General features: G+C 69.5%; 22 protein-coding genes. 10 read left to right on the top strand and 12 right to left on the bottom strand.

The annotated features are described in order from the left end of the window. Positions 1-450 precede the first annotated feature (450 nt). A complete protein-coding gene (locus AC07OH_RS08690; RefSeq protein WP_495300309.1) occupies positions 451-852 on the top strand; it encodes a GreA/GreB family elongation factor in 402 nt (133 codons plus the stop codon). 42 nt (positions 853-894) lie between these two features. On the opposite strand, the gene AC07OH_RS08695 is transcribed toward AC07OH_RS08690, so the two are convergent. Beyond that, positions 895-1,125 (bottom strand): hypothetical protein, encoded by a 231-nt coding sequence (locus AC07OH_RS08695; RefSeq protein WP_495300310.1) that lies wholly within the window; start codon positions 1,123-1,125, stop codon positions 895-897. A 177-nt stretch (positions 1,126-1,302) separates the two neighbouring features. On the opposite strand from AC07OH_RS08695, the gene AC07OH_RS08700 reads away from it, so the two are divergent. Continuing rightward, positions 1,303-2,190, top strand: a complete 888-nt coding sequence (locus AC07OH_RS08700) for a CsgG/HfaB family protein (RefSeq protein WP_095950180.1) — start codon at positions 1,303-1,305, stop codon at positions 2,188-2,190. An 82-nt stretch (positions 2,191-2,272) separates the two neighbouring features. After that, positions 2,273-3,349 carry an MBL fold metallo-hydrolase gene (locus AC07OH_RS08705; RefSeq protein ID WP_495300311.1) on the top strand — a complete coding sequence of 359 codons (1,077 nt, stop codon included), beginning with the start codon at positions 2,273-2,275 and terminating at the stop codon, positions 3,347-3,349. Positions 3,350-3,356: 7 nt separating this feature from the next. Here AC07OH_RS08705 and AC07OH_RS08710 read toward each other — a convergent pair whose 3' ends face one another. Further along, positions 3,357-4,370, bottom strand: coding sequence for a zinc-dependent alcohol dehydrogenase family protein (locus tag AC07OH_RS08710; protein ID WP_495300312.1), 1,014 nt, complete (start codon positions 4,368-4,370; stop codon positions 3,357-3,359). 118 nt (positions 4,371-4,488) lie between these two features. Here AC07OH_RS08710 and AC07OH_RS08715 point away from each other — a divergent pair, with 118 nt between their 5' ends. The 3 genes from AC07OH_RS08715 to AC07OH_RS08725 are packed head-to-tail and all read left to right on the top strand — an operon-like array spanning position 4,489 to position 6,822. Next, positions 4,489-5,391, top strand: a complete 903-nt coding sequence (locus AC07OH_RS08715; RefSeq protein ID WP_495300313.1) for a LysR family transcriptional regulator — start codon at positions 4,489-4,491, stop codon at positions 5,389-5,391. 31 nt (positions 5,392-5,422) lie between these two features. Further along, positions 5,423-6,289: an alpha/beta fold hydrolase gene (locus tag AC07OH_RS08720; RefSeq protein WP_495300314.1), complete on the top strand. Its 867-nt coding sequence runs from the start codon at positions 5,423-5,425 to the stop codon at positions 6,287-6,289. After that, positions 6,286-6,822 carry a GrpB family protein gene (locus tag AC07OH_RS08725; RefSeq protein WP_495300315.1) on the top strand — a complete coding sequence of 179 codons (537 nt, stop codon included), beginning with the start codon at positions 6,286-6,288 and terminating at the stop codon, positions 6,820-6,822. Before AC07OH_RS08720 ends, AC07OH_RS08725 begins: the two co-directional genes overlap by 4 nt. On the opposite strand, the gene AC07OH_RS08730 is transcribed toward AC07OH_RS08725, so the two are convergent. Continuing rightward, the gene (locus tag AC07OH_RS08730) at positions 6,819-7,232 is read right to left on the bottom strand and encodes a PaaI family thioesterase (RefSeq protein ID WP_062478117.1); all 414 of its coding nucleotides are present in this window, start codon (positions 7,230-7,232) and stop codon (positions 6,819-6,821) included. The genes AC07OH_RS08725 and AC07OH_RS08730 overlap by 4 nt on opposite strands. Before the next feature lie 66 nt (positions 7,233-7,298). Next, positions 7,299-7,703 carry a GFA family protein gene (locus AC07OH_RS08735; RefSeq protein WP_095745513.1) on the bottom strand — a complete coding sequence of 135 codons (405 nt, stop codon included), beginning with the start codon at positions 7,701-7,703 and terminating at the stop codon, positions 7,299-7,301. 91 nt (positions 7,704-7,794) lie between these two features. Here AC07OH_RS08735 and AC07OH_RS08740 point away from each other — a divergent pair, with 91 nt between their 5' ends. The 3 genes from AC07OH_RS08740 to AC07OH_RS08750 all read left to right on the top strand — a co-directional run bounded on the left by AC07OH_RS08740 (position 7,795) and on the right by AC07OH_RS08750 (position 11,395). Continuing rightward, positions 7,795-8,772, top strand: coding sequence for a helix-turn-helix transcriptional regulator (locus AC07OH_RS08740; RefSeq protein WP_495300316.1), 978 nt, complete (start codon positions 7,795-7,797; stop codon positions 8,770-8,772). A 108-nt stretch (positions 8,773-8,880) separates the two neighbouring features. Beyond that, entirely contained in the window at positions 8,881-9,519 is a 639-nt protein-coding gene (locus AC07OH_RS08745; RefSeq protein WP_082818203.1) for a response regulator, read from the top strand. Positions 9,520-9,562: 43 nt separating this feature from the next. Continuing rightward, positions 9,563-11,395, top strand: a complete 1,833-nt coding sequence (locus AC07OH_RS08750) for a sensor histidine kinase (RefSeq protein ID WP_495300317.1) — start codon at positions 9,563-9,565, stop codon at positions 11,393-11,395. Between the two features lie 15 nt (positions 11,396-11,410). Here AC07OH_RS08750 and AC07OH_RS08755 read toward each other — a convergent pair whose 3' ends face one another. From AC07OH_RS08755 to AC07OH_RS08770, 4 genes are all read right to left on the bottom strand, one after another. Continuing rightward, entirely contained in the window at positions 11,411-12,895 is a 1,485-nt protein-coding gene (locus AC07OH_RS08755; RefSeq protein ID WP_495300318.1) for a Do family serine endopeptidase, read from the bottom strand. A gap of 87 nt (positions 12,896-12,982) precedes the next feature. Next, a complete protein-coding gene (locus AC07OH_RS08760) occupies positions 12,983-14,311 on the bottom strand; it encodes an ATP-binding protein (protein ID WP_495300319.1) in 1,329 nt (442 codons plus the stop codon). An 11-nt stretch (positions 14,312-14,322) separates the two neighbouring features. Next, entirely contained in the window at positions 14,323-14,982 is a 660-nt protein-coding gene (locus tag AC07OH_RS08765) for a response regulator (protein WP_062478105.1), read from the bottom strand. Positions 14,983-15,043: 61 nt separating this feature from the next. Next, entirely contained in the window at positions 15,044-15,814 is a 771-nt protein-coding gene (locus AC07OH_RS08770; protein WP_495300320.1) for an IclR family transcriptional regulator domain-containing protein, read from the bottom strand. Between the two features lie 153 nt (positions 15,815-15,967). Between AC07OH_RS08770 and pobA the strand changes: the two genes are divergently transcribed. Further along, the gene (gene pobA, locus AC07OH_RS08775) at positions 15,968-17,149 is read left to right on the top strand and encodes a 4-hydroxybenzoate 3-monooxygenase (RefSeq protein ID WP_495300321.1); all 1,182 of its coding nucleotides are present in this window, start codon (positions 15,968-15,970) and stop codon (positions 17,147-17,149) included. Here the strand turns inward: pobA and AC07OH_RS08780 are convergent. From AC07OH_RS08780 to AC07OH_RS08795, 4 genes are read right to left on the bottom strand one after another with little or no spacing between them, the layout of a single operon-like run. After that, positions 17,119-17,565, bottom strand: a complete 447-nt coding sequence (locus tag AC07OH_RS08780; protein WP_495300322.1) for a nuclear transport factor 2 family protein — start codon at positions 17,563-17,565, stop codon at positions 17,119-17,121. The two genes, pobA and AC07OH_RS08780, sit on opposite strands and share 31 nt — an antisense overlap. Continuing rightward, the gene (locus tag AC07OH_RS08785; protein ID WP_495300323.1) at positions 17,562-17,969 is read right to left on the bottom strand and encodes an SRPBCC family protein; all 408 of its coding nucleotides are present in this window, start codon (positions 17,967-17,969) and stop codon (positions 17,562-17,564) included. The genes AC07OH_RS08780 and AC07OH_RS08785 overlap by 4 nt, the downstream gene beginning before the upstream one ends. A gap of 19 nt (positions 17,970-17,988) precedes the next feature. Then, entirely contained in the window at positions 17,989-18,351 is a 363-nt protein-coding gene (locus AC07OH_RS08790; protein WP_495300324.1) for a VOC family protein, read from the bottom strand. After that, a complete protein-coding gene (locus AC07OH_RS08795; protein ID WP_495300325.1) occupies positions 18,330-19,247 on the bottom strand; it encodes a helix-turn-helix transcriptional regulator in 918 nt (305 codons plus the stop codon). Before AC07OH_RS08795 ends, AC07OH_RS08790 begins: the two co-directional genes overlap by 22 nt. Positions 19,248-19,271 lie beyond the last annotated feature (24 nt).

A 19,271-nucleotide genomic window follows, 5' to 3' on the forward strand; every position in this document is an offset into this window, starting at 1 on the left:
AATACAGAGCCCGCAAAGAATTCGGCAAAGGTGAGTTCTTGATTCCACCCTTTCCCTTCATTCCGTCACATAGTTTCAAATGGCAGGCGCACGATTTCGATTCAGACTTTCAACTGATCGAACCCAGAAATTCCACGGCAATTCCTTGCCGCCTTCGTAGGGCCATAATTGGCCAATCTGGCCAGAATCCCCTACACTCGCGCCCCATGGCCCTCCTCTCGCCCCGTCGACACCCTGCGCGCGCAGCCCTGCCCATGGCAGCGGCCGGTCGTCGTGTGGGCGCCGTCGTCGCGGCGGCCACGTCGGTCCTCCGACGCACGTCCGCACATTCCTGAGCCCGGCGGTCCGCTACCTTCTTCTTGATGCGCACACCTTGACCGCCGGGCACCACACCGCGCGGTAGCGACCCTGTCTGTTGGAAAGGCGGGTTGCGTTCATCTGGAGTGCTTCATGCTTTCAACCGTTCACGGGGAGCGCACGCTCACCGAACTCGATTACGTCCGCCTCAGCAAATTCGCGGCCGCCCCTCTTCCCGCGGCGCTGGTCGATCTGCTCGACACGGCCGACATCCTTCCCTCGCGGGAAATGCCTTCGGACATCGTCACGATGTACACGCAGGTGGAAATCGAAGACCTGCCCGGCGGGCAGCGACAAAAGATCGTGATCTGCTATCCCGCCGACGCGGAACCGACCACGGGGTTCATCTCGGTGCTGTCGCCGGTCGGCATCGGCCTGCTGGGCCAGAAAACCGGCGCGGTCGCGCGCTGGCGCACGCCCGACGGCGGAGAACACAGCGCGCGCGTGATCGCCGTGCTGTTCCAGCCGGAAGCCAGCGGCGACTACACGACCTGAAAGTGCGCCGGTTCAGGCCGGCGGCGCCGGCCGTTCACGCAGTCAGTGCTGCATGACGCCGACGACGCCGCGGCCCCGGTCTTTCGCACTGTCGATGGTCGCGCTGACGGCGCTCGTGTTGACCGCCAGCGCCACCAGCACCGCACCGATGAACGACGGGTCGGCACTGCCGCTGTAGCCCGACGCCCCGGCAATGGCCAGGGCCTGCGCGACCTGCTGCGTGGTCAGTTCCACGGCGGCTTCTCCCACGACATTCCTCTTCTTTGTGGCCATCTGAAAACTCCTGCGAATGGAGTTCGGACTGTAACCATGCCCCAACAAGCGTCACAAATGTTCCTGACTGTGTGACTTTCGACACTGGCCGCCGCATCGGGCGGCCCGTATCGTCGCGCGGGCGCGGCGCCCGCCCCTGCGCGGGCGCCACATCGTTTTCATTTGACGGACAGGGACATGCCTTTTTCCAAACTCTCTCTCGCCAGCGCACTCGCGGGCCTGCTCGCACTTTCCGGCTGCCAGACCATGGACATGCAGATGGGTGCCCCGGCGGCCAAGACCACAGCCACGGGCAGCGCCGCCGGCGGCGCCACCTCGGGCGAGAGCAGCCAGCTCGAGCGCTGCGACTCGCCGCTCGGCACCGTCTCGCTGATCGAGAACGTCAATGCCGGCTGGTACACCATCCTCACCGGTGAATACCGCCTGCCGCCCACGGCCAACCTGCTGCGCCTGCTGGTGCAGCAGTCGAACTGCTTCGTGGTGGTGGAGCGCGGCGCGGCCGGCATGAACGCCATGACGCGCGAACGCGCGCTGATGCAATCGGGCGAGATGCGCGGCGGCAGCAACTTCGGCCGCGGCCAGATGGTCGCCTCCGACTACGGCCTGTCGCCCGAGATCGTGTTCAGCAACAACGACGCCGGCGGCATCGGCGGCGCGCTCGGCGGCCTCGTGGGCGGCGGCCGTGGCCGCGCCATCGCGGCCGTGGGCGCCAGCCTGCAGACCAAGGAAGCCAGCGCGCTGCTGACGCTCATCGACAACCGCTCGGGCGTGCAGGTGGCTGCCGCCGAAGGCAGCGCCTCCAAGACCGACTTCGCGGGCTTCGGCGGCCTCGGTGGCCGCGGTGGTGCCGGCGGCATCGGCGGCTACACCAACACCGCGCAGGGCAAGGTGATCGCGGCGGCCTTCATGGACGCCTTCAACCAGATGGTCCGTTCGCTGCGCAACTACAAGGCGCAGACGGTGCGCGGCCAGGGCCTGGGCGGCGGTGGCCGGCTGGGCGTGGACGGCGGCGCCGCCCCGTCGCAGACCTCGGCGCCGGGCGCCGCCCGCCCGCGCCGCAAGTAAGCGCGGCCGTCCATCGTCTTCGAAGTGACCCGGGCCGAATGCCGGTCGGGTTCACAATTCATCCCTCTGGAGGTGAAACACGATGGATGGTTTGGAAGAGTCGGCGGAAGCAGCCAAGGGCAAGCTTGTTTATCCCTTTGCGGAACTTCCGCCACGCGGCAAGTCGATCGAGGTCGCCGACGGGGTCCACTGGATCCGCATGCCGCTGCCCTACTCGCTCGACCACATCAACCTGTGGGCGCTGGACGACGGCGACGGCTGGGCCGTGGTCGACACCGGAGTGCGCACCGAGGAAACGGTGGCGGTCTGGCGCGAGCTGTTCGCCAATTCACCGGACACGCGCGGCCTCACCCGCGTCTTCGTGACCCACATGCACCCCGACCACGTGGGCATGGCCGGCTGGCTCACGCGCAAGTTCGGCGTGCGGCTGTGGATGACCCGCTCCGAATACCTCATGTGCCGCGTGATGGTGTCCGACACCGGCCGTGAAGCGCCCGACGACGCCATCGCCTTCTACCGGCGCGCCGGCTGGGGCGAGGCGGCCATCGAGACCTACCGCACGCGCTTCGGCAATTTCGGCAAGCACATCCATCCGCTGCCCGACAGCTTCCGGCGCCTGCGCGACGGCGAGGTGCTGCGCATCGGCGCGCACGACTGGCGCGTCGTCACCGGCAACGGCCATTCGCCCGAGCATGCGTGCCTGTACTGCCCCGACCTGAAGGTGCTGATCTCGGGCGACCAGATCCTGCCGCGCATCTCGTCCAACGTGTCGGTATCGCCGGTCGAACCCGACGCCGACCCGATGGCCGACTGGCTGGCGTCGCTCGCCAAGCTCAAGCGCGAAGTCCCCGACGACGTGCTGGTGCTGCCGTCGCACAACGAGTGCTTCCGTGGCCTGCATGCGCGCATCGACCGGCTGCAGCACGGACAGGAGCGCTCGCTCGACCGCTTGCGCAATGCATTGAAGACGCCGAAGCGCGCGGTCGATGTGTTCACGAGTTTGTTCGCCCGCAGCATCGCCGAGTCCGATGTGCAACTGCTCGGCATGGCGACGGGAGAAAGCCTCGCCTGCCTCAACTACCTGCGGCACCGCGGCGAGATCGCGTGCGACGTCGCCGACGATGGCGTGGCCTGGTACCGGCTGACGTCCGCCGCCTGAGCGCCGGTCAGACCTCGAGCACGACCTTGCCGATGTGCCCGGCGCGCTCGAGGTAGCGATGGGCCTGCACCACGTCGTCGAGTGCGAAGGTTCGGTCGATGCGCACATGCAGCGAGCCGTTGGAAAGGCCCGCATCGATGAAGGCCAGCGCGCGACCCAATGCGGCCTCGTCGCGCGGCAACCCCATGGTGGCGGCCCCCGTGTGCTCCAGCACCTTGTAGACGTGGAAGCGCCAGCTCTTGCGGAACTGCGCAATCACTGGAAACCTGAATTCGGCGCCACCCGACAGGCCATACAGCACATACCAGCCGCCATGCGCGACCACGTCGCCGAGCCGCTCGACCTGCGCGCCGCCCACGCCGTCGTACACCAGGTCGACACCGCGGCCTTCGGTGAGCGCCAGCACGCGCTCGACCACGTCTTCGTCGTCCGTCACGACCACATGCGCAGCGCCCGCTTCCCGCAGCGCGTCGCGCTTGGCGGCCGTGCGCGTGACCGCGATGGCGACGATGCCCGCCGCGCGCGCCATCTGCAGCGCCGCGATGCCGGTGCCCGATGACGCCCCGGTGACGAGCATCACCTGGCCGCGCTGCAGCCGTGCCATCTCGAACATCGGGAAGTAGCCCGTGAGATACGCAATGTAGGCGCCCGCAGCCTGCGCGGCCGACAGGTTGGCGGGATACCGCACCACGTGCGCGGCCGGAAAGAGGATGCGGTCGCCGTAGGTCGGATACAGCCCCTGGCTCGCCCCCGGCAGCACCGCGACCCGGTCGCCCACGCGCAGCCCTTCGACGCCCTCGCCCACCGCCTCGATGACGCCGGCGGCTTCGTTGCCCAGCCCCGCCGGCAACGTCGCGTCTTCGATGTACAGGTTCTCGCGCCACAACGCGTCGGCCCGATTCAGGCCGATGGCCTGCACCGCGATGCGCACTTCGCCAACGCCCGGCGCCGGCACTGCGACCTCTTCGACCCTCAGCACCTCGGCACCGCCGAATGCGTGGAAGCGAACCATCCTGCTCATGAGAACTCTCCTTCTTTCTTGAATGACCGATGGCTTCAATCTAGAGGCCGCAGCGTCATCAAGGAAATCGATTCGCGGGATAGTCGCTATGCGCACCATCGATCACGCCAGGACCCCGATGAAACCCATCGAACTCAACCGCATCGACCTGAACCTGCTCACCGTGCTGGCCGCGCTCATGCGCGAGCGCCACGTCAGCCGCGCTGCCGAGCGGTTGAACCTCGGCCAGCCCGCGGTGAGCCACGCGCTCGCGCGGCTGCGCGAGCTCACGGGCGATCCGCTGCTGGTGCGCCAGGGCCGCGTGATGGAACCCACCGCGCGGGCGCTCGCCCTGATGCAGGGCCTGGGCCCCGCGCTCGCGCAGATCGAGGCCACGTTCCGTGCGCAGGCCGACTTCGAACCGGCGCGCGCCGCGCCGGTGTTCCGCATCGGACTGACCGACGACCTGCAGATCGCGATGCTGCCCCGCCTGCTGCGCGCTCTGAGCACTGAGGTGCCCGGCGCCAAGCTGGTGACGCTCACCGTCTGCTACCGCAACGCCATGCGCACCCTCGACCAGGGCCGTGTCAGCGCGGTGATGTCCTTCCTGAAAGACCTGCCCGCCGATGCGAAGGTGCGCAAGGTCCGCACCGCGCGCTTTGCCGTGCTCCGCGCCGACACGGCGCCCGGCAGGCTGTCGCTCGACGACTACTGCCGCCGGCGCCACCTGCTCGTGACCTATGCCGGCGACCTGTGCGGCACCGTCGACGAAACGCTGAACGAACTCGGTCGGCAACGCGAAGTGCTTTTCTCGGTGCCGCAGTTCGGCAGCCTGCCTGCCGTGCTCGCCGGCACTGACCTGCTGGCCACGGTGCCCGAGCACGTGGCGCTGGCGCTGTCGGCGCAAAGCGGCCTGCGCTGCGAGCCCCTGCCCTTCGACAGCCCGAGCTATCAGCTGCGGATGGCCTGGCGCGCGGTGACCGACAAGGACCCGGCGCAGGTGTGGCTGCGCAAAGCCATGCTGCGGGCCGCCAACGATTAGGATGCAGATCCACTTCCCTGGAGGACCCCGCATGCCGAGCACCGAGACCCACTTCGAACTGACCGCCAACGACGGCCATCCGGTGGAGGCCCACCGCTGGCAGGGCACCGCGCCGCGCGCCATCGTGCAACTGGCGCATGGCATGGGCGAGCATTCGCTGCGCTACCGCCCACTGGCCGACGCGCTCACACAGGCCGGCTACGCCGTCTACGCGAACGAGCACCGCGGTCATGGCCCCGGCGCCGCTGCGCGCGACGAGCTCGGCGAGTTCGGCCCGCGCGGATTCGCCGGTCTCGTGGACGACATGGCGCTGCTCAGCCGCCACGCACGCGCCGAGCACCCCGGACTGCCGCTTGTTCTCGTCGGCCACAGCATGGGCTCGTTCGCCACGCAGTACTACCTGGTCCGGCACAGCGAGCTGCTGTCGGGCGCGGTGCTGTCGGGCACCACGGCGCTCGACCTGCTGGGCGGTGCACTGCAAAGCGGCTTCCGCCTCGAAGACATGAACACCGCATTGCCCGACGTGCGCACGCCCTTCGACTGGCTCAGCCGCGATCCCGCCCAGGTCGATGCCTACATCGCCGACCCGCTGTGCGGCTTCACCGTGTCGGCCGAAGGCATGGGCTCCATGTTCGCCAGCCTCGACGAACTCACGCCCGCCGCGATGCAGACGCGCATCCGGCCCGAGCTGCCGCTGTACCTGTTCACCGGCGACCAGGACCCGGTCAGCAACAAGGCCGAGTGGTTCTATCCGCTGGTGCAGCGCTACCGCGAGGCCGGCCTGCGCGACGTGTCGTGCCATGTGTTCGGCGGCGCGCGCCACGAGACGCTCAACGAAACCAACCGCGACGAAGTCGTGGCCGTGCTGCTGGCCTGGCTCGCGCGCATCGTGCGATGAAGCTCCTCGCCTTCGACGAGAGCCTGAACCAGCGCCACATCCTGCCCTACGACCCGGCGTACGCCGAGGTGTTTGCGCAGGTGCAGCGCCACGTGCAGGCGCAGCTCGAAGGCGTGGAACTCGTGCACATCGGGAGCACGGCCATCGTCGGTTTGCGGGGCAAGCCGATGGTCGACATCGCGGCGATCACGCAGCGCGAGAACCTGCGCACGGCCCAGTCGGAATTCGAGGCCCTCGGGTTTCACCGCCGCCCCGTGTGGGTCGACACGGACGAGAAGCCTTACGTCTGCGCGTCCGTGCTGCACGGCGGGCGCAGGTTCAACCTCAACCTGCACATCTGCCATCGCGGCGACCCGGTGCATGCCGATTCGCTGGCGCTCATGGAAGTGCTCGACCGGCGCCCGGACCTGCGCCAGAAGTACGAAGAAGCCAAGGACCGCGCCCACGGCATCGACCCGGCCAACCCGCAGGTCTACAACCGGGAAAAGGAAGCAGTGATCCGCGAGATACAGGCCCAGGTCGGGCGGGCCTAGAGGCTCGCCAGTATCCCTGTCGACGTGGCCTCTGCGGCCAGCTTCCCATCGGGGTTGTAGAGCGCAGCTTCGAGAAACGCCACGCGCTTCCCGCGCCGGATCACGCGCCCCTCGACCCGGCCTTCGCCGGGGCCGACCTTCTCGTAGAAGCTCACCTTGATCTCCAGGCTGAAAACCGTCTGCGCCTGCTCGGTGTCGTGCATGACCGCATGGGCCATGGCGGCGTCGAGCCAGGCCGTGATGAAGCCGCCCTGGGCGATCGTGCCGTTCGTGTGGCAGTACTCGCGCCGCACCGTGAAGGCGGCCTTCAGCGTCTTGTGCTCGGCATCCCAGCCGGTCACGTGGAAGTTGCCCATCGATTCGGACAGCGCCTGGCCCGAGCGGATGCGGGCTTCGAGTTCGTCGTTCATTGATTTCGTTCGCAGCGGGTGAAGCAACGGGCATTCTCTGCCGAAAGCGTGGGGCCATCGGTCATCTCAGAGATAGCGCACCTCCGCCGGCACCTCGAACCAGTTGTTGTGGCGACCGTCCATGTAGCGCACCGGCGCGGTGGACAACTCTTCGAGCGTCGCGTCGTCCAGGCAGGAGACGTTCACGCTGACGTACGCGCCGCCGATCTCCGGCACGTTGCCGCGCCCGAAGGACTTGACGCCGCAATGGCGGCAGAACAGGTGCTCGGCGCTGAACGAGCCGAACTGGTAGCTCGACAGGTCTTCTTCGCCCGACAGCAACGTGAAGTCGGCCGGCTTGACGATGGCGCCCCAGCCGCGCGACTTCATGCAGATCGAGCAGTTGCACTTGCCGGTGCCCGCGGCGAGGTCGATGAGCGCTTGGAAGCGCACCTTGCCGCAGTGGCAGCTGCCGTGATAGGTCTTCTTCATGGTCGGTGTCCGTGGAAACGAGTGGAGGAAACCCAAGGCTACGACCCATTGCGGACAGATTCTGTCCTCGATCGCAGGCATGATGCGGCCCATGCTGTCCGCTTCCGCCCGCCTGCTTCGCCTGCTCGCGCTGTTCCAGGCCCAGCGCGCCTGGACCGGTGCCGCCCTGGCCGAGCGCCTGGAGATCACCGAGCGCACGCTGCGCCGCGACGTCGACCGGCTGCGCAGCCTCGGCTACACGGTCGACTCCACCTCCGGCGTGGCCGGCGGCTACCGGCTGGGCGCGGGCAGTGCGCTGCCGCCGCTGCTGCTGGAAGACGAAGAAGCCATTGCGGTAGCGCTGGCGCTCGGCCATGCGGGCACGGGCGAAGGCGACATCGGCAACGCCTCGATGCGCGCCCTCACCAAGCTCGACCAGCTGATGCCGCCGCGCCTGCAGCGCCGCCTGGGCAGCGTGCGCGCCTCGGTGGTGCCGGTGATGCGAAGCAAGTCGGGCGTGCGCGTCAAGGCAGTGTCGATGTTCGCCGAGGCCTGCACCGAGCGGCGCGAACTGCGCTTCGGCTACCAGGACCACCACCAGACCGCCACGGCGCGCACGGTGGAGCCGCATCGCGTGGTGCAGACTGGCCAGCGCTGGTACCTGCTGGCCTGGGACACGGCGCGCCAAGACTGGCGCACCTTCCGCCTCGACCGCATCGTCGATGCCGAACCGACGGGCGCGCGCTTCACCGCGCGCCGCCTGCCGCTGGGCGACGTCGAGGCCTACATGGAACACGCGCTCAAGGTGTCGCCCTACCTGCACCACGCGCGCATGATCGTGCATGCCCCGCTCGCGGCGCTGGAACCGCACCTGGGCTGGGTGGGCGGCGTGCCCGAGGCCCTCGACGCGGGCCGCACGCGCGTCGTGACCGGCGCCAGCTCGCTCGATGCGCTGGCCGTGTGGCTGGGCTGCCTGGGCCACGACATCGAGATCGAGTCGCCTCCCGAACTGGTGCAGCACGTGGCGCGCGTCGCGACACGGCTGGACACCATCGCGCGCCGGCAGGGTACCCCCCTCCCCCGTCTATAGGATGGGCTCGCCCGATACCGGTCGATAGGCTTGCGGCACCTGCAACCTCCGAACGGAAACGGATCTGCCCATGCGCCTCGGCCCCGGTCTCGCCTGCGGAAGCCCGCCATGCCCCTGACCGCCACCCAGGTCGCCGTGGTCGAGGACGACAGCGGCATGCGCGAGCGCATCGCCCGCGTGATCGGCGCGGACCCGGCGCTGGCGCTGGCCTTCAGCGCCTCGAACGCGGTCGACATCCTGAACTGGCTCACGGACAACCCGGTCGATGTGCTGCTGGTCGACCTCGGCCTGCCCGACCACCCCGGCCTGCAGGTGATCCGCCAGTGCCGCCGCATGCAGCCGGCCTGCGCAGTGATGGTGCTGACGATCTTCGGCGACGAGACCCACATGGTGCAGGCCTTCGAGGCCGGCGCGCGCGGCTACCTGCTCAAGGACGGCACCGAGGCCGACCTGGCGGCGCACCTGCGCCACCTGGGCACCGGTGGCTCCCCGCTGCCACCGGGCATCGCGCGGCAGCTGCTGCGGCGCTGGCAGGCCTCCGACGGCGCGCCCGGGCACCTCTCGTCGCGCGAGGCCGAAGTGCTCGACCGGGTCTCTCGTGGTTTCACCTATGCCGAAATCGGCGCGCAGATGGGAGTCTCCGCATCGACGGTTCAAACCCACATCAGAAACATCTACGGCAAGCTGGATGCGCCCCCACCCTCGGAAGCCGTGTTGGCGACCCGTCCTCCAGGCCGGCTTTCCTAGCCGCGTGAACCGCCCCGCCTTTTTCTTTTCCCCCCTGCGGGCCGTGCTGCTGCTACTGCTGCTGTGGCTGGCTCTCGCAGTGCCCTTCGCCCAAGCCGCCAACCCGCCGGGCACCACCGACGTGGACTGGGCCGAAGCCAGCCTCGAACCCGACGGCCTGCCGATGCAGGTGCGGCAGGTGGCGCTGCCCTTTCGCTGGGACCACGAGTTTCCGGGGCGCGGCGGCAAGGCCAGCTACCGCATCGTGCTTCCCCCGGACGCCGCCCGCGCGGGCGACGCCCAGGCGCTCCTGATGTCGGGCCTGGGCAACCAGGCCGCCGTGTGGTTCAACGGCGCGCTGGTCGCCAACTACGGCGTGCTCGGCGACCCGGCCTACGACGCCGGCAAGGGCAACCTGCTGATCCCGCTGGCCGCCGCCCTGCGGCGCGGCGACGGCCAGCCGCAGGAGCTGCTCATCCAGGCCACCATCCAGCGCCAGCGCGGCGGCGGGCTGGCCAGCGTGCTCTACGGCCCCGAAGCCTCGCTGGCCCCATTGCACCGCTCGCAACAGAACTGGCGCAACACCTCGGCCATCGTCTACGCCGTGAGCCTGCTGCTGATGGGCGGCCTGGCCGCCGGGCTGTGGCTGCGCCAGCGCGATGCGCTCTACGGCTGCTTCGCGCTGGCCGCGCTCTCGGGCGTGGCGCGCAACCTCGACCGCGTGCTGACCGAAGGGCCTGTGCCGTGGCCGCTGTGGGGCGCGGTGGTGGCGGTCTGCTACGCCTGCCACATCGGGCTGATCGCGCGCTTCGTGCTGCTGGTGCTCGACCGCAACCCGCCCTGGCTGGTGCGCTCCATCTACGGGGCGCTGGCGCTGTCGGTGGTGCTGGCCTGCGCCTCCTTCGCCTTCGCGCTGCCGGCGCTGTGGACCACGGGGCTGGCGATCCTGCAGGTCACGAGCACCATCTGCCTGCCCTACGTGGTGCACGGCGCGCTGGTGGCGCGGCGGCGCATCGCGGGCGTGCTGATGGCGGCCGGCACGCTGGCCATCCTGGCCGGCGCGCACGACCTGCTGCTGGTGCGCATGGGCCTGTTCGGCGGCGCCTACTACACGCTCACCTCGCACGCGATCTTCTTCTTCGTGATGATCCTGGCCGGTCTGGTGGTGGAGCGCTACAGCCGCACCGTGGCCGACTACCGCTCGCTCAACGCCAACCTCGCCGCGCGCGTGGCCGAGCGCGAAGAGCAGCTGCGCGGCGCCTTCGAGACCGTGCGCAAGCAGCAGGAAGAACAGGCCGTGCTGCTGGAGCGCCAGCGCATCATGCGGGAGATCCACGACGGCGTCGGCTCGCAGCTCGTGGGCCTGCTCAACGTGGTGAACCAGCCCGCGCCCGACCGCGACGTGGTCGAGGAGCACGTGAAGCTGGCGCTCGACGAGATGCGCATGGCCGTCGATTCGCTGCAGCCCATGCACGATGACCTGACGACCGTGCTGGCCACGCTGCGCTACCGCCTGCAACCCCGGCTGGATGCCGCCGGCATCGAGCTGGTGTGGGACGTGGCGCTCATCCCCACGCTCGCGCCCTTTGCCGCGCAGGCCGCGCTGCAGCTGCAGCGCATCCTGCTGGAGGCCTTCACCAACGTGCTGAAGCACGCGGGCGCCACGCGCATCGTGATGCATGTGGGCTGGCACGGCGAGCAGACGCCGCCGCTGGTGCGCATCGTGCTCACCGACAACGGCCGCGGGCTGCCGGCGAACGAACGCCCCGGCGGCCATGGCCTCGCGAACATGCGTTCGCGGGCGCAGGCCATCGGGGCGCGGCTGCAGATCGAGCGGGCCGACGCGCAGGCCGGCGGCACGCGCGTGTCGCTCGACTGGCCCTGCGCGCTGCCCTGAGCCCGGCCGGGCCGGTCAGCCCAGGCGCACCGGCACGAAGATCTTGTCCTCGCCGCGCTGGATCAACAGCGCCACCGACTTGTCGGCCTTGGCCACCGCCTGGCGCACCTGCTCCAGGCTCTTGGCCGGCGTGCCGTTGATGGCCAGCAGCACGTCGCCGGCCTGCACCCCGGCCATCGCCGACGGGCCTGCCACGTCCTCGATCAGCAGGCCGCCGTCGACCGAGGCCGCGCGCTGTTCCTGCGGCTGCAGCGGGCGCAGCGCCAGGCCGAGCTTGCCCTGCCCCGCCGTGTTGTCGGCCTTGGCGACCTGCGCCGGCTTGTCGCTGGCATCGCCGAGCTTGGCCTGCAGCTCCTGGCGCTCGCCCTGACGCCACACTTCGAGCGTGACCTTCTTGCCCGGCGCCTGCTGGCCAATCACGGCCGGCAGGTCGCCCGACGACACGATGGCCTGGCCGTCGACCTTGCGGATCACGTCGCCCGCCTTCAGGCCGGCATGGTCGCCGGGGCCGCCCTTCTCGATGTTCGAGACCAGCGCGCCTTCGGGCTTGTCGAGCTTGAACGAATCGGCGAAGGCCTGGTTCACCTCCTGCACCGCCACGCCCAGGCGCGCATGCGTGGCCTTGCCGGTGGCGACGATCTGGTCCTTCACCTGCACGGCCACGTCGATCGGGATGGCGAACGACACGCCCTGGTAGCCGCCGCTGCGGCTGTAGATTTGCGAGTTGATGCCGACCACCTCGCCGCGCACATTGAGCAGCGGCCCGCCCGAGTTGCCGGGGTTCACGGCCACGTCGGTCTGGATGAAGGGCACGTAGCTGTCGTCGGGCAGCGAGCGGCCCTTGGCACTCACCACGCCGGCCGTCACCGTGTTCTCGAAGCCGAAGGGCGAGCCGATGGCCAGCACCCATTCGCCGACCTTCAGGTCCTTGGTGTTGCCCAGCGCGAGCACCGGCAGGTTCTTGGCGTCGATCTTGAGCACCGCGATGTCGGTCTTGGCGTCGGCGCCGAGCACCTTGGCGCGGTACTCACGGCGGTCGGTCAGCTTGACGGTGACTTCCTTCGCGTCCTTCACCACGTGGGCGTTGGTCATGATGATGCCGCTCGGGTCCACGATGAAGCCCGAGCCCTGCGAGCGCACCGGCACGGCACGCTGCTGCTGTTGCTGGCCGCGCGGACCCATCTGCCCCTGGAAGTGGCGGAAGAACTGGAACATCGGATCGTCCGGGTCGATGCCCTGCAGCTGCGCCATGGTGTCGTCGTCCGGGGCCTTCTCGGTGCCGGTCACGCTGATGTTGACCACGGCCGGGCCGTCGCGCGAGGTGATGGTAGAGAAGTCGGGCAAGGTGACCATCGCGGCCGGCGCGGCCACGGCGGCGGCGGTGGCCGGTGCGCCCACGGCGCGGGCGCTGGTGTAGGCCCCGGCGCCGACGGCACCGATCACGCCGGCGCTGGCCAGCGCGATCACGAGGGCACGGGGAGAAGTCAAGGCGGTTTTCATTCTTCGATTCCTTTCAATCCTGCGCCGAAGCGCAAACACGGTGAAAGGAATGTCGCGGCCTTGACTTAGGCGTCGCTTAAGCGGAGTTCACTCTTTGGGGGGCGCGAACGTCACTCGCACACACAGCCCGCCGAGGCTCGCGGACTTGTCCAGCGCCACCGTGGCGCCGTGCAGATCGGCGATCGACTTCACGATGGCCAGCCCCAGCCCGCTGCCCGGCGCCTGCGGCTCGCCCGAGCGGTAGAACCGGTCGAGCACGCGCGCACGCTCTGCTTCTGGCAAGCCGGGGCCGCTGTCGTCCACGCGCAGCTCCACCGCGTCGGCGCGCTTCACGAGGCCGACGTCGACCCGCCCGCCTTCGGGCGTGTACTTCACGGCGTTGTCGATCAGGTTGCGCAGCAGCATGCGCAGCGCCTCGGGCTGGCCGCTCACGGTCGCGCCCGCGTCGGCCTGCGCCACGCCGATGTCGATGCGACGCGCCTGCGCGGCCGCCACCGCATCGGAGATCGCCAGGCGCGCCACCTCGGCCAGGTCGACCGTCTCGGGCTTCGCGCCCGCGGCCACGCTGGCCTCGTGCCGGGCCAGCGCCAGCATCTGTTCGACGAGGCGCGTCGCGCGGTCGATGCCGGCCGACAACCGGCTCACGGCCAGCGTGCGCGCCGCATCATCGGGCGCGCGCTGCAGGCCCTGCACCTGCAGCTTGAGTGCCGCCAGCGGCGAACGCAACTCGTGCGCGGCATCGGCCACGAAGTGCTTCTGCGCGTCGAAGGCATGGCGCACGCGGCCGAACAGCAGGTTGAGTTCCTGCACCAGCGGGCGCACTTCTTCGGGCAGGTTCTCTTCGCTCACGGGCGAGAGGTCGTCGGCCTGCCGCGATGCCACCTGCCGGCGCACGCGCGCCACGGGCGCCAGCGACAGGCTCACCACCCACCACACGACCAGCATCAACAGAGGCGCCATCAGCGCCACAGGCACGATGGTGCGCAGCGCGAGCGAACCGGCCATGTGGCGCCGCGCCGCCATGTCCTGCGCCACCTGGATCACCAGCCCGCGCGTCTGCATCGAGAACACGCGGTAGGTCGTGCCACGGGCACGCACGTCGGCAAAGCCCAGCACCGCGAGCTGCGGCAGCGCGGCCTCTTCGGCCGATTCGAAGATGCGCACGCCGTCGACGGTCCACACCTGCACCACGAAATCGAAGTTCTGCTCCGCACCACCGAGCCCGCCCACGGCCGCGCTCGGCGGCAGGCCCGCGCGCAGCGACAGCGCCATCTGCTGCATGTGATAGTCGAAGATGTCGTCGGCCTCTTTCAGCACCGTGCGGTAGGCCACCAGCGCCTGCGCGCCGGCCGCGAGCACGATGGCTGCGAGCAGGAACACCAGCAGCCGCGCACGCAGCGATCCGGTCCATCGCATCACGCGGCGCATCATGCCTTGGGCACCATGTAGCCGACGCCGCGGACATTGCGGATCAGCTCCGCGCCCAGCTTCTTGCGCAGGCCGTGCACATACACCTCGACCGCATTGCTGCTGATCTCGTCCTTCCAGCCGTAGAGCTTTTCTTCGAGCTGGGCGCGCGAGAGCACCATGCCCGGACGGGCCAGCAGCGGTTCGAGCACGGCCCACTCGCGTGCCGAGAGCACCACCGGCTCGCCGTTCACCGCGACCTCGCGCGTGGCGGGGTTGATGCTCACGCCCATGTGTTCGTAGACCGGCTCGGCGCGCCCCGATGCGCGCCGCAGCAAGGCGCGGATGCGCGCCAGCAGCTCGTCGAGGTCGTAGGGCTTGAGCACGTAGTCGTCGGCGCCGGCGTCGAGGCCTTCAATGCGCTGCTGCACCGAGTCGCGCGCGGTGGCAATCAGCACCGGCATGCGCTGCTTGCGCGCACGCAGGGCGCGCAGCACCTCCAGGCCGTCGCGGCGCGGCACGCCCAGGTCGAGCAGCACGAGGTCGTACTGCTGGGTGCGCAATGCGGATTCGGCAGCGTCGCCGTCCTTCACCCAATCGACGGCGTACTGCTCGGCCCGCAACAGGTCGAGCACGGCCTCGCCGATCATCACGTCGTCTTCGAGAAGCAGGAGTCGCATGGTGGTGTCCGTTTCGGGGGTTCGAGGCCGCGCCGGCGCCGAAAGTTCAGCGCGCCTGCGTTCACAGAAGGGAGCGCACCTCGCGCGCCGCCTCGAACAGCAGCGGCAGCATCTCGCGCTGCAAGGTCTCTTCCTGGTAGCGCGTGCCCGACAGCACCACGTTGAGCGCCGCCACCGTGTGCCCCTGCATGTCGCGCAGCGGCACCGCCAGCGCCTGCACGCCGAGCTCGTGCTCTTCGCTGGCGAAGCAGTAGTCGTCCTTGCGCACCTGCGCGATGCGCTGGCGCAGCGCGCGTGCCTGGGTGAGGGTGTGCGGCGTGAGCCGCGCCAGGTGCCGGCCCTTGAGCCACTGCGTGAGCTGCGTGGCGGGCATCGCGGCCAGCAGCACGCGCCCGGTCGAGGTGGCGTGGGCCGGCAGGCGCGCGCCCAGGTGCAGGCCGTAGGCCAGCACGCGCGTCGGCGTGCCGTAGCTGCCGCTGCGCGCGACGATGACCACCTCTTCGCCGTCGAGCACCACGGCCGAGAACGACTCGCCGGTCTGCGCGGCGAGCCGGTTCAGCGTGGGCTGCAGCGCGCGCGGCAGGCGCGACGAGGCCAGGTAGCTGCCCGAGAAGCGCAGCACCTTCGGCGCCATCCAGAAGTAGCTGCCGTCGGTTTCCAGGTAGCCCAGGTGGGCCAGCGTGAGCAGGTGGCGCCGGGCGGCGGCGCGCGTGAGGCCGGCGCGCTCGGCCGCCAGCGTGGCATTCAGGCGCTGGCGCTCGGTGTCGAAGCTTTCGAGCACCGCCATGCCCTTGGCGATGCCCTCGATGAAGTCGGCGCGGGCGATGGTCATTCGTCGTCGGAGTTCGTCGTGGATCGGTCGGCTGAAGAAGTGTTGCGCGATGATCGCGCACGCGTTCGCATGATCGCACAGAGCCTCGCCAGCCGCCGCCCCAACCGGCCGGCCGCGCCCTACGCTTGGCAAAACCCTTTCGGAGACACGAACATGCGCACCCAGGTCGCCATCATCGGCGCAGGCCCCGCCGGCCTTCTGCTCGGCCAGCTGCTGCACAAGGCAGGCATCGACAACGTCATCGTGGAGCGCCAGAGCGGCGACTACGTGCTGGGCCGCATCCGCGCCGGAGTGCTCGAACAGGTCACGATGGACCTGCTGGCGCGCGCGGGCGTCGACACCCGCGCCAAGGCCGAGGGCCTGCCGCACGACGGCATCGAGCTGCTGTTCAAGGGCGCACGCCACCGCATCAACATGCACGGCCTCACGGGCGGCAAGCAGGTCACGGTGTACGGCCAGACCGAGGTGACGCGCGACCTGATGGAAGCGCGCACGACCGAAGGCCTCACGACGATCTACAGCGCAGCCAACGTCAGCCTGCACGACTTCGATTCGGCCAAGCCGCGCGTTCGCTACGAGAAAGACGGCCAGACGCACGAGATCGAGTGCGACTTCATCGCCGGCTGCGACGGCTACCACGGTGTGAGCCGCGCCAGCGTGCCGGCCGACGCGATCCAGACCTACGAGAAGGTCTACCCCTTCGGCTGGCTCGGCGTGCTGGCCGACGTGCCGCCGGTGTCGCACGAACTCATCTACGCCAACACCGAACGCGGCTTTGCACTGTGCAGCATGCGCAGTGCCACGCGCTCGCGCTACTACGTGCAGGTGCCGACCGAAGAGAAGGTGGAGAACTGGAGCGACGAGGCCTTCTGGAACGAGCTGCGCGCGCGCCTCGACCCCGAAGCACGCGAGCGGCTGGTGACCGGCCCGTCGCTCGAAAAGAGCATTGCGCCGTTGCGCAGCTTCGTGGCGGAGCCGATGCGCTTCGGTTCGCTGTTCCTGGCGGGCGACGCCGCGCACATCGTGCCGCCGACCGGCGCCAAGGGGCTCAACCTTGCGACGGCCGATGTGGGGTACCTGTCGCGCGCCCTGGAAATCTTCTACAACGAGAAGTCGGCTTCGGCGCTGGACCGCTATTCCGACCTGTGCCTGCGCCGGGTCTGGAAGGCCGAGCGCTTCTCGTGGTGGTTCACCTCGCTGATGCATCGCTTTCCCGAGACGGGCGCCTTCGGCCAGAAGATCCAGGAAGCCGAGCTCGACTACCTCGTGCATTCGCGCGCAGCGTCCACCGCGCTGGCGGAAAACTACGTGGGGCTGCCGCTCGAAGACTTCTGAGCGGCGGGCGACGACAGCACCTCGTCGACCCAGCGCTGGTCTTCGTCGTAGATCCAGCATTCGCTGAGCTTGCCGTCTCTCACGGCGTAGCGCAGCTGGCGCTCGAGTTCGACCGGGCGCCCCTGGTGCTCGAACTGCTCGACGGCGACGATCAGTCCGAAATGCTCGCCGGCCAGCACGTCGCGGATCGCGACCAGCTGGCGGTTGGTGCGCTCCTTCACCTGCTTGAGCACCGCGATGCAGGCCGCCTTGCCCCGGTGCGTGCCCGCGAGCGGGCTGCGGCCGAAGTAGTGAAAGACGACCTCGTCGTGGTAGCAGTCGACGATGGCCTTCAGGTCATTGGCGGCCCAGGCCTGCGCGTAGCGCTGCACGACCGCCAGGATCTCGCTCGCGGCAGGGGTTATCGGCGTGCTCATCGTTCGTTGGCTTTCTCCAGCGTCTTCTTCATGGCCGCGCCGCCCTGCGCCATCATGGGTTCGACGTACGCCGCGAGCCCATCGGGCAGCACATCGGTGATCCAGACGAAGCGCGAGCGGCCGTCGCCATGCGCGAACACCTGGGCCGACGCGTGGTGGTGCGTGGCCTTGCCGTCGGTCACGGTGTAGGCCAGCCGCCGGTTCTCGTCGTCGAGCGCCACGAGAAGCTCGCGCGCCACGAGGCCGTTGGCAAAGTGGACGATGCGGGCGCCCTGCCCGTCGAGTTCGCAGCCGGTGAGAAAGCCCGGCGCGAGGCGCGTGTGGACGGCGCCGAAGTCGCGCAGCGCGTCCCACACCTGCGCCACATCACGCTCGACGATGAATTCCTTGTAGACGGTGGCCATGGGGTCGATGCCTTTCGTGTCAGGGACAGACGGCCTCGACGTTGTTGCCGTCGGGGTCGATGAGGAAGGCCGCGTAGTAGGTCGGGCCGTAGTCGGCGCGCGGCCCCGCGCCGCCGTTGTCGGTGCCACCGGCTTTCAGGCCGGCCTTGTGGAAGGCGGCGACGGCGGCGTGGTCGGGTGCGCGGAACGCGATGTGCGTGCCCGGGCCCTTGGCGCCTTTCGCGGCGTAGAGCCACAGCGCCGGTTCGCCGGCCGGGCCGATGCCGGCATAGCTTTCGTCGTCGTGGGAGCCCAGCACGTGGCCGAGCGGTGCGAGCGCGGCTTCGTAGAAGCGCCGGCTCGCGGCGAGGTCTTTGACTTTCAGTCCGATGTGGTCGTACATGGCGATGACTTCCTGCTTGAAGGGTGGATCAAGCGGTCATCGTGAAGCAGCGCGGCCAGGCGGTCTTGGAAAATCTTGCGGTCGCCCTTGGCGGCGAGCCGGAAACCGCGCGGCGACACGCCGGCCGCGCGGTGGAAGGTGCGCACGAAGTTGCTCAGGTCGGCAAAGCCGGCTTCGAGGGCGACGTCGGTCACGGCCAGGTCGCTGTCCGCCAGCAGGCGCGCCGCGCGGCGCAGCCGGGAGCGCACGAGGTACTGGTGCGGCGTGACGCCCAGCACCTGGGAGAACAGCCGCAGGAAATGGAAAGCGCTCAGGCCCGCCTGGGCGGCCGCGTCTTCCAGGCCGATCTCGCCGGCGGCGTGGGCCTCGATCCAGGTCGCGGCCTCGACCGCGCGGCGACGGTCTCGCGGCGTGGCCGATGGCGGCGGCGCCGCGGGCTTGACGCGCCCCTTCACCACGTCGAGGAAGCGGCTGGCGAAACCCATGCCCAGCTCGTCCAGGCCCACGTCGCTGCCGCCTTCGACCGCGACCTGCGCGAGTTCGCCCAGCACCATGAGTTCGGGCAGCGGCGGCAACGCCGAGGCATGCCAGCTGCGCCGGTCGGCACCGATCAGGTCGACGAAGCCCGGCGAGAAGTGGAACGACAGGCACTCGTCGCCACAGGCGAAGTGCTCGTGGGTGCAGACGTAGTCGTCGCCCGGTGCGCCGACCAGCACCGCGCCGGCCACCAGCTCGTAGTCGCGGCCGAGCGCGCGGCAGCCGAAGCTGCCCTTGCGCACGTACGAGACCGAGTGCGTCTCGTGCATCTCGGTGAACGGCGCCGCGCCGACGCCCGCATCGCAGCGGTAGGTCGAGACGCGGATCGCGTCGGTCTGCAGTTCGGTGGTGACGCGCATGATGACTTTCGTCGCCCCTCGATC

It is taken from the genome of Variovorax sp. GW821-FHT10C12, assembly GCF_059415405.1.

Coding starts and splice junctions, on each gene's coding strand:
- AC07OH_RS08735 (WP_095745513.1), bottom strand. CDS start 7,703: ATGAAGAAGACCTATCACGGCAGCTGCCACTGCGGCAAGGTGCGCTTC.
- AC07OH_RS08720 (WP_495300314.1), top strand. CDS start 5,423: ATGCCGAGCACCGAGACCCACTTCGAACTGACCGCCAACGACGGCCAT.
- AC07OH_RS08690 (WP_495300309.1), top strand. CDS start 451: ATGCTTTCAACCGTTCACGGGGAGCGCACGCTCACCGAACTCGATTAC.
- AC07OH_RS08780 (WP_495300322.1), bottom strand. CDS start 17,565: ATGAGCACGCCGATAACCCCTGCCGCGAGCGAGATCCTGGCGGTCGTG.
- AC07OH_RS08785 (WP_495300323.1), bottom strand. CDS start 17,969: ATGGCCACCGTCTACAAGGAATTCATCGTCGAGCGTGATGTGGCGCAG.
- AC07OH_RS08730 (WP_062478117.1), bottom strand. CDS start 7,232: ATGAACGACGAACTCGAAGCCCGCATCCGCTCGGGCCAGGCGCTGTCC.
- AC07OH_RS08710 (WP_495300312.1), bottom strand. CDS start 4,370: ATGAGCAGGATGGTTCGCTTCCACGCATTCGGCGGTGCCGAGGTGCTG.
- AC07OH_RS08705 (WP_495300311.1), top strand. CDS start 2,273: ATGGATGGTTTGGAAGAGTCGGCGGAAGCAGCCAAGGGCAAGCTTGTT.
- AC07OH_RS08765 (WP_062478105.1), bottom strand. CDS start 14,982: ATGCGACTCCTGCTTCTCGAAGACGACGTGATGATCGGCGAGGCCGTG.
- AC07OH_RS08725 (WP_495300315.1), top strand. CDS start 6,286: ATGAAGCTCCTCGCCTTCGACGAGAGCCTGAACCAGCGCCACATCCTG.
- AC07OH_RS08715 (WP_495300313.1), top strand. CDS start 4,489: ATGAAACCCATCGAACTCAACCGCATCGACCTGAACCTGCTCACCGTG.
- AC07OH_RS08795 (WP_495300325.1), bottom strand. CDS start 19,247: ATGCGCGTCACCACCGAACTGCAGACCGACGCGATCCGCGTCTCGACC.
- AC07OH_RS08760 (WP_495300319.1), bottom strand. CDS start 14,311: ATGCGATGGACCGGATCGCTGCGTGCGCGGCTGCTGGTGTTCCTGCTC.
- AC07OH_RS08745 (WP_082818203.1), top strand. CDS start 8,881: ATGCCCCTGACCGCCACCCAGGTCGCCGTGGTCGAGGACGACAGCGGC.
- AC07OH_RS08740 (WP_495300316.1), top strand. CDS start 7,795: ATGCTGTCCGCTTCCGCCCGCCTGCTTCGCCTGCTCGCGCTGTTCCAG.
- AC07OH_RS08700 (WP_095950180.1), top strand. CDS start 1,303: ATGCCTTTTTCCAAACTCTCTCTCGCCAGCGCACTCGCGGGCCTGCTC.
- AC07OH_RS08770 (WP_495300320.1), bottom strand. CDS start 15,814: ATGACCATCGCCCGCGCCGACTTCATCGAGGGCATCGCCAAGGGCATG.
- pobA (WP_495300321.1), top strand. CDS start 15,968: ATGCGCACCCAGGTCGCCATCATCGGCGCAGGCCCCGCCGGCCTTCTG.
- AC07OH_RS08755 (WP_495300318.1), bottom strand. CDS start 12,895: ATGAAAACCGCCTTGACTTCTCCCCGTGCCCTCGTGATCGCGCTGGCC.
- AC07OH_RS08790 (WP_495300324.1), bottom strand. CDS start 18,351: ATGTACGACCACATCGGACTGAAAGTCAAAGACCTCGCCGCGAGCCGG.
- AC07OH_RS08695 (WP_495300310.1), bottom strand. CDS start 1,125: ATGGCCACAAAGAAGAGGAATGTCGTGGGAGAAGCCGCCGTGGAACTG.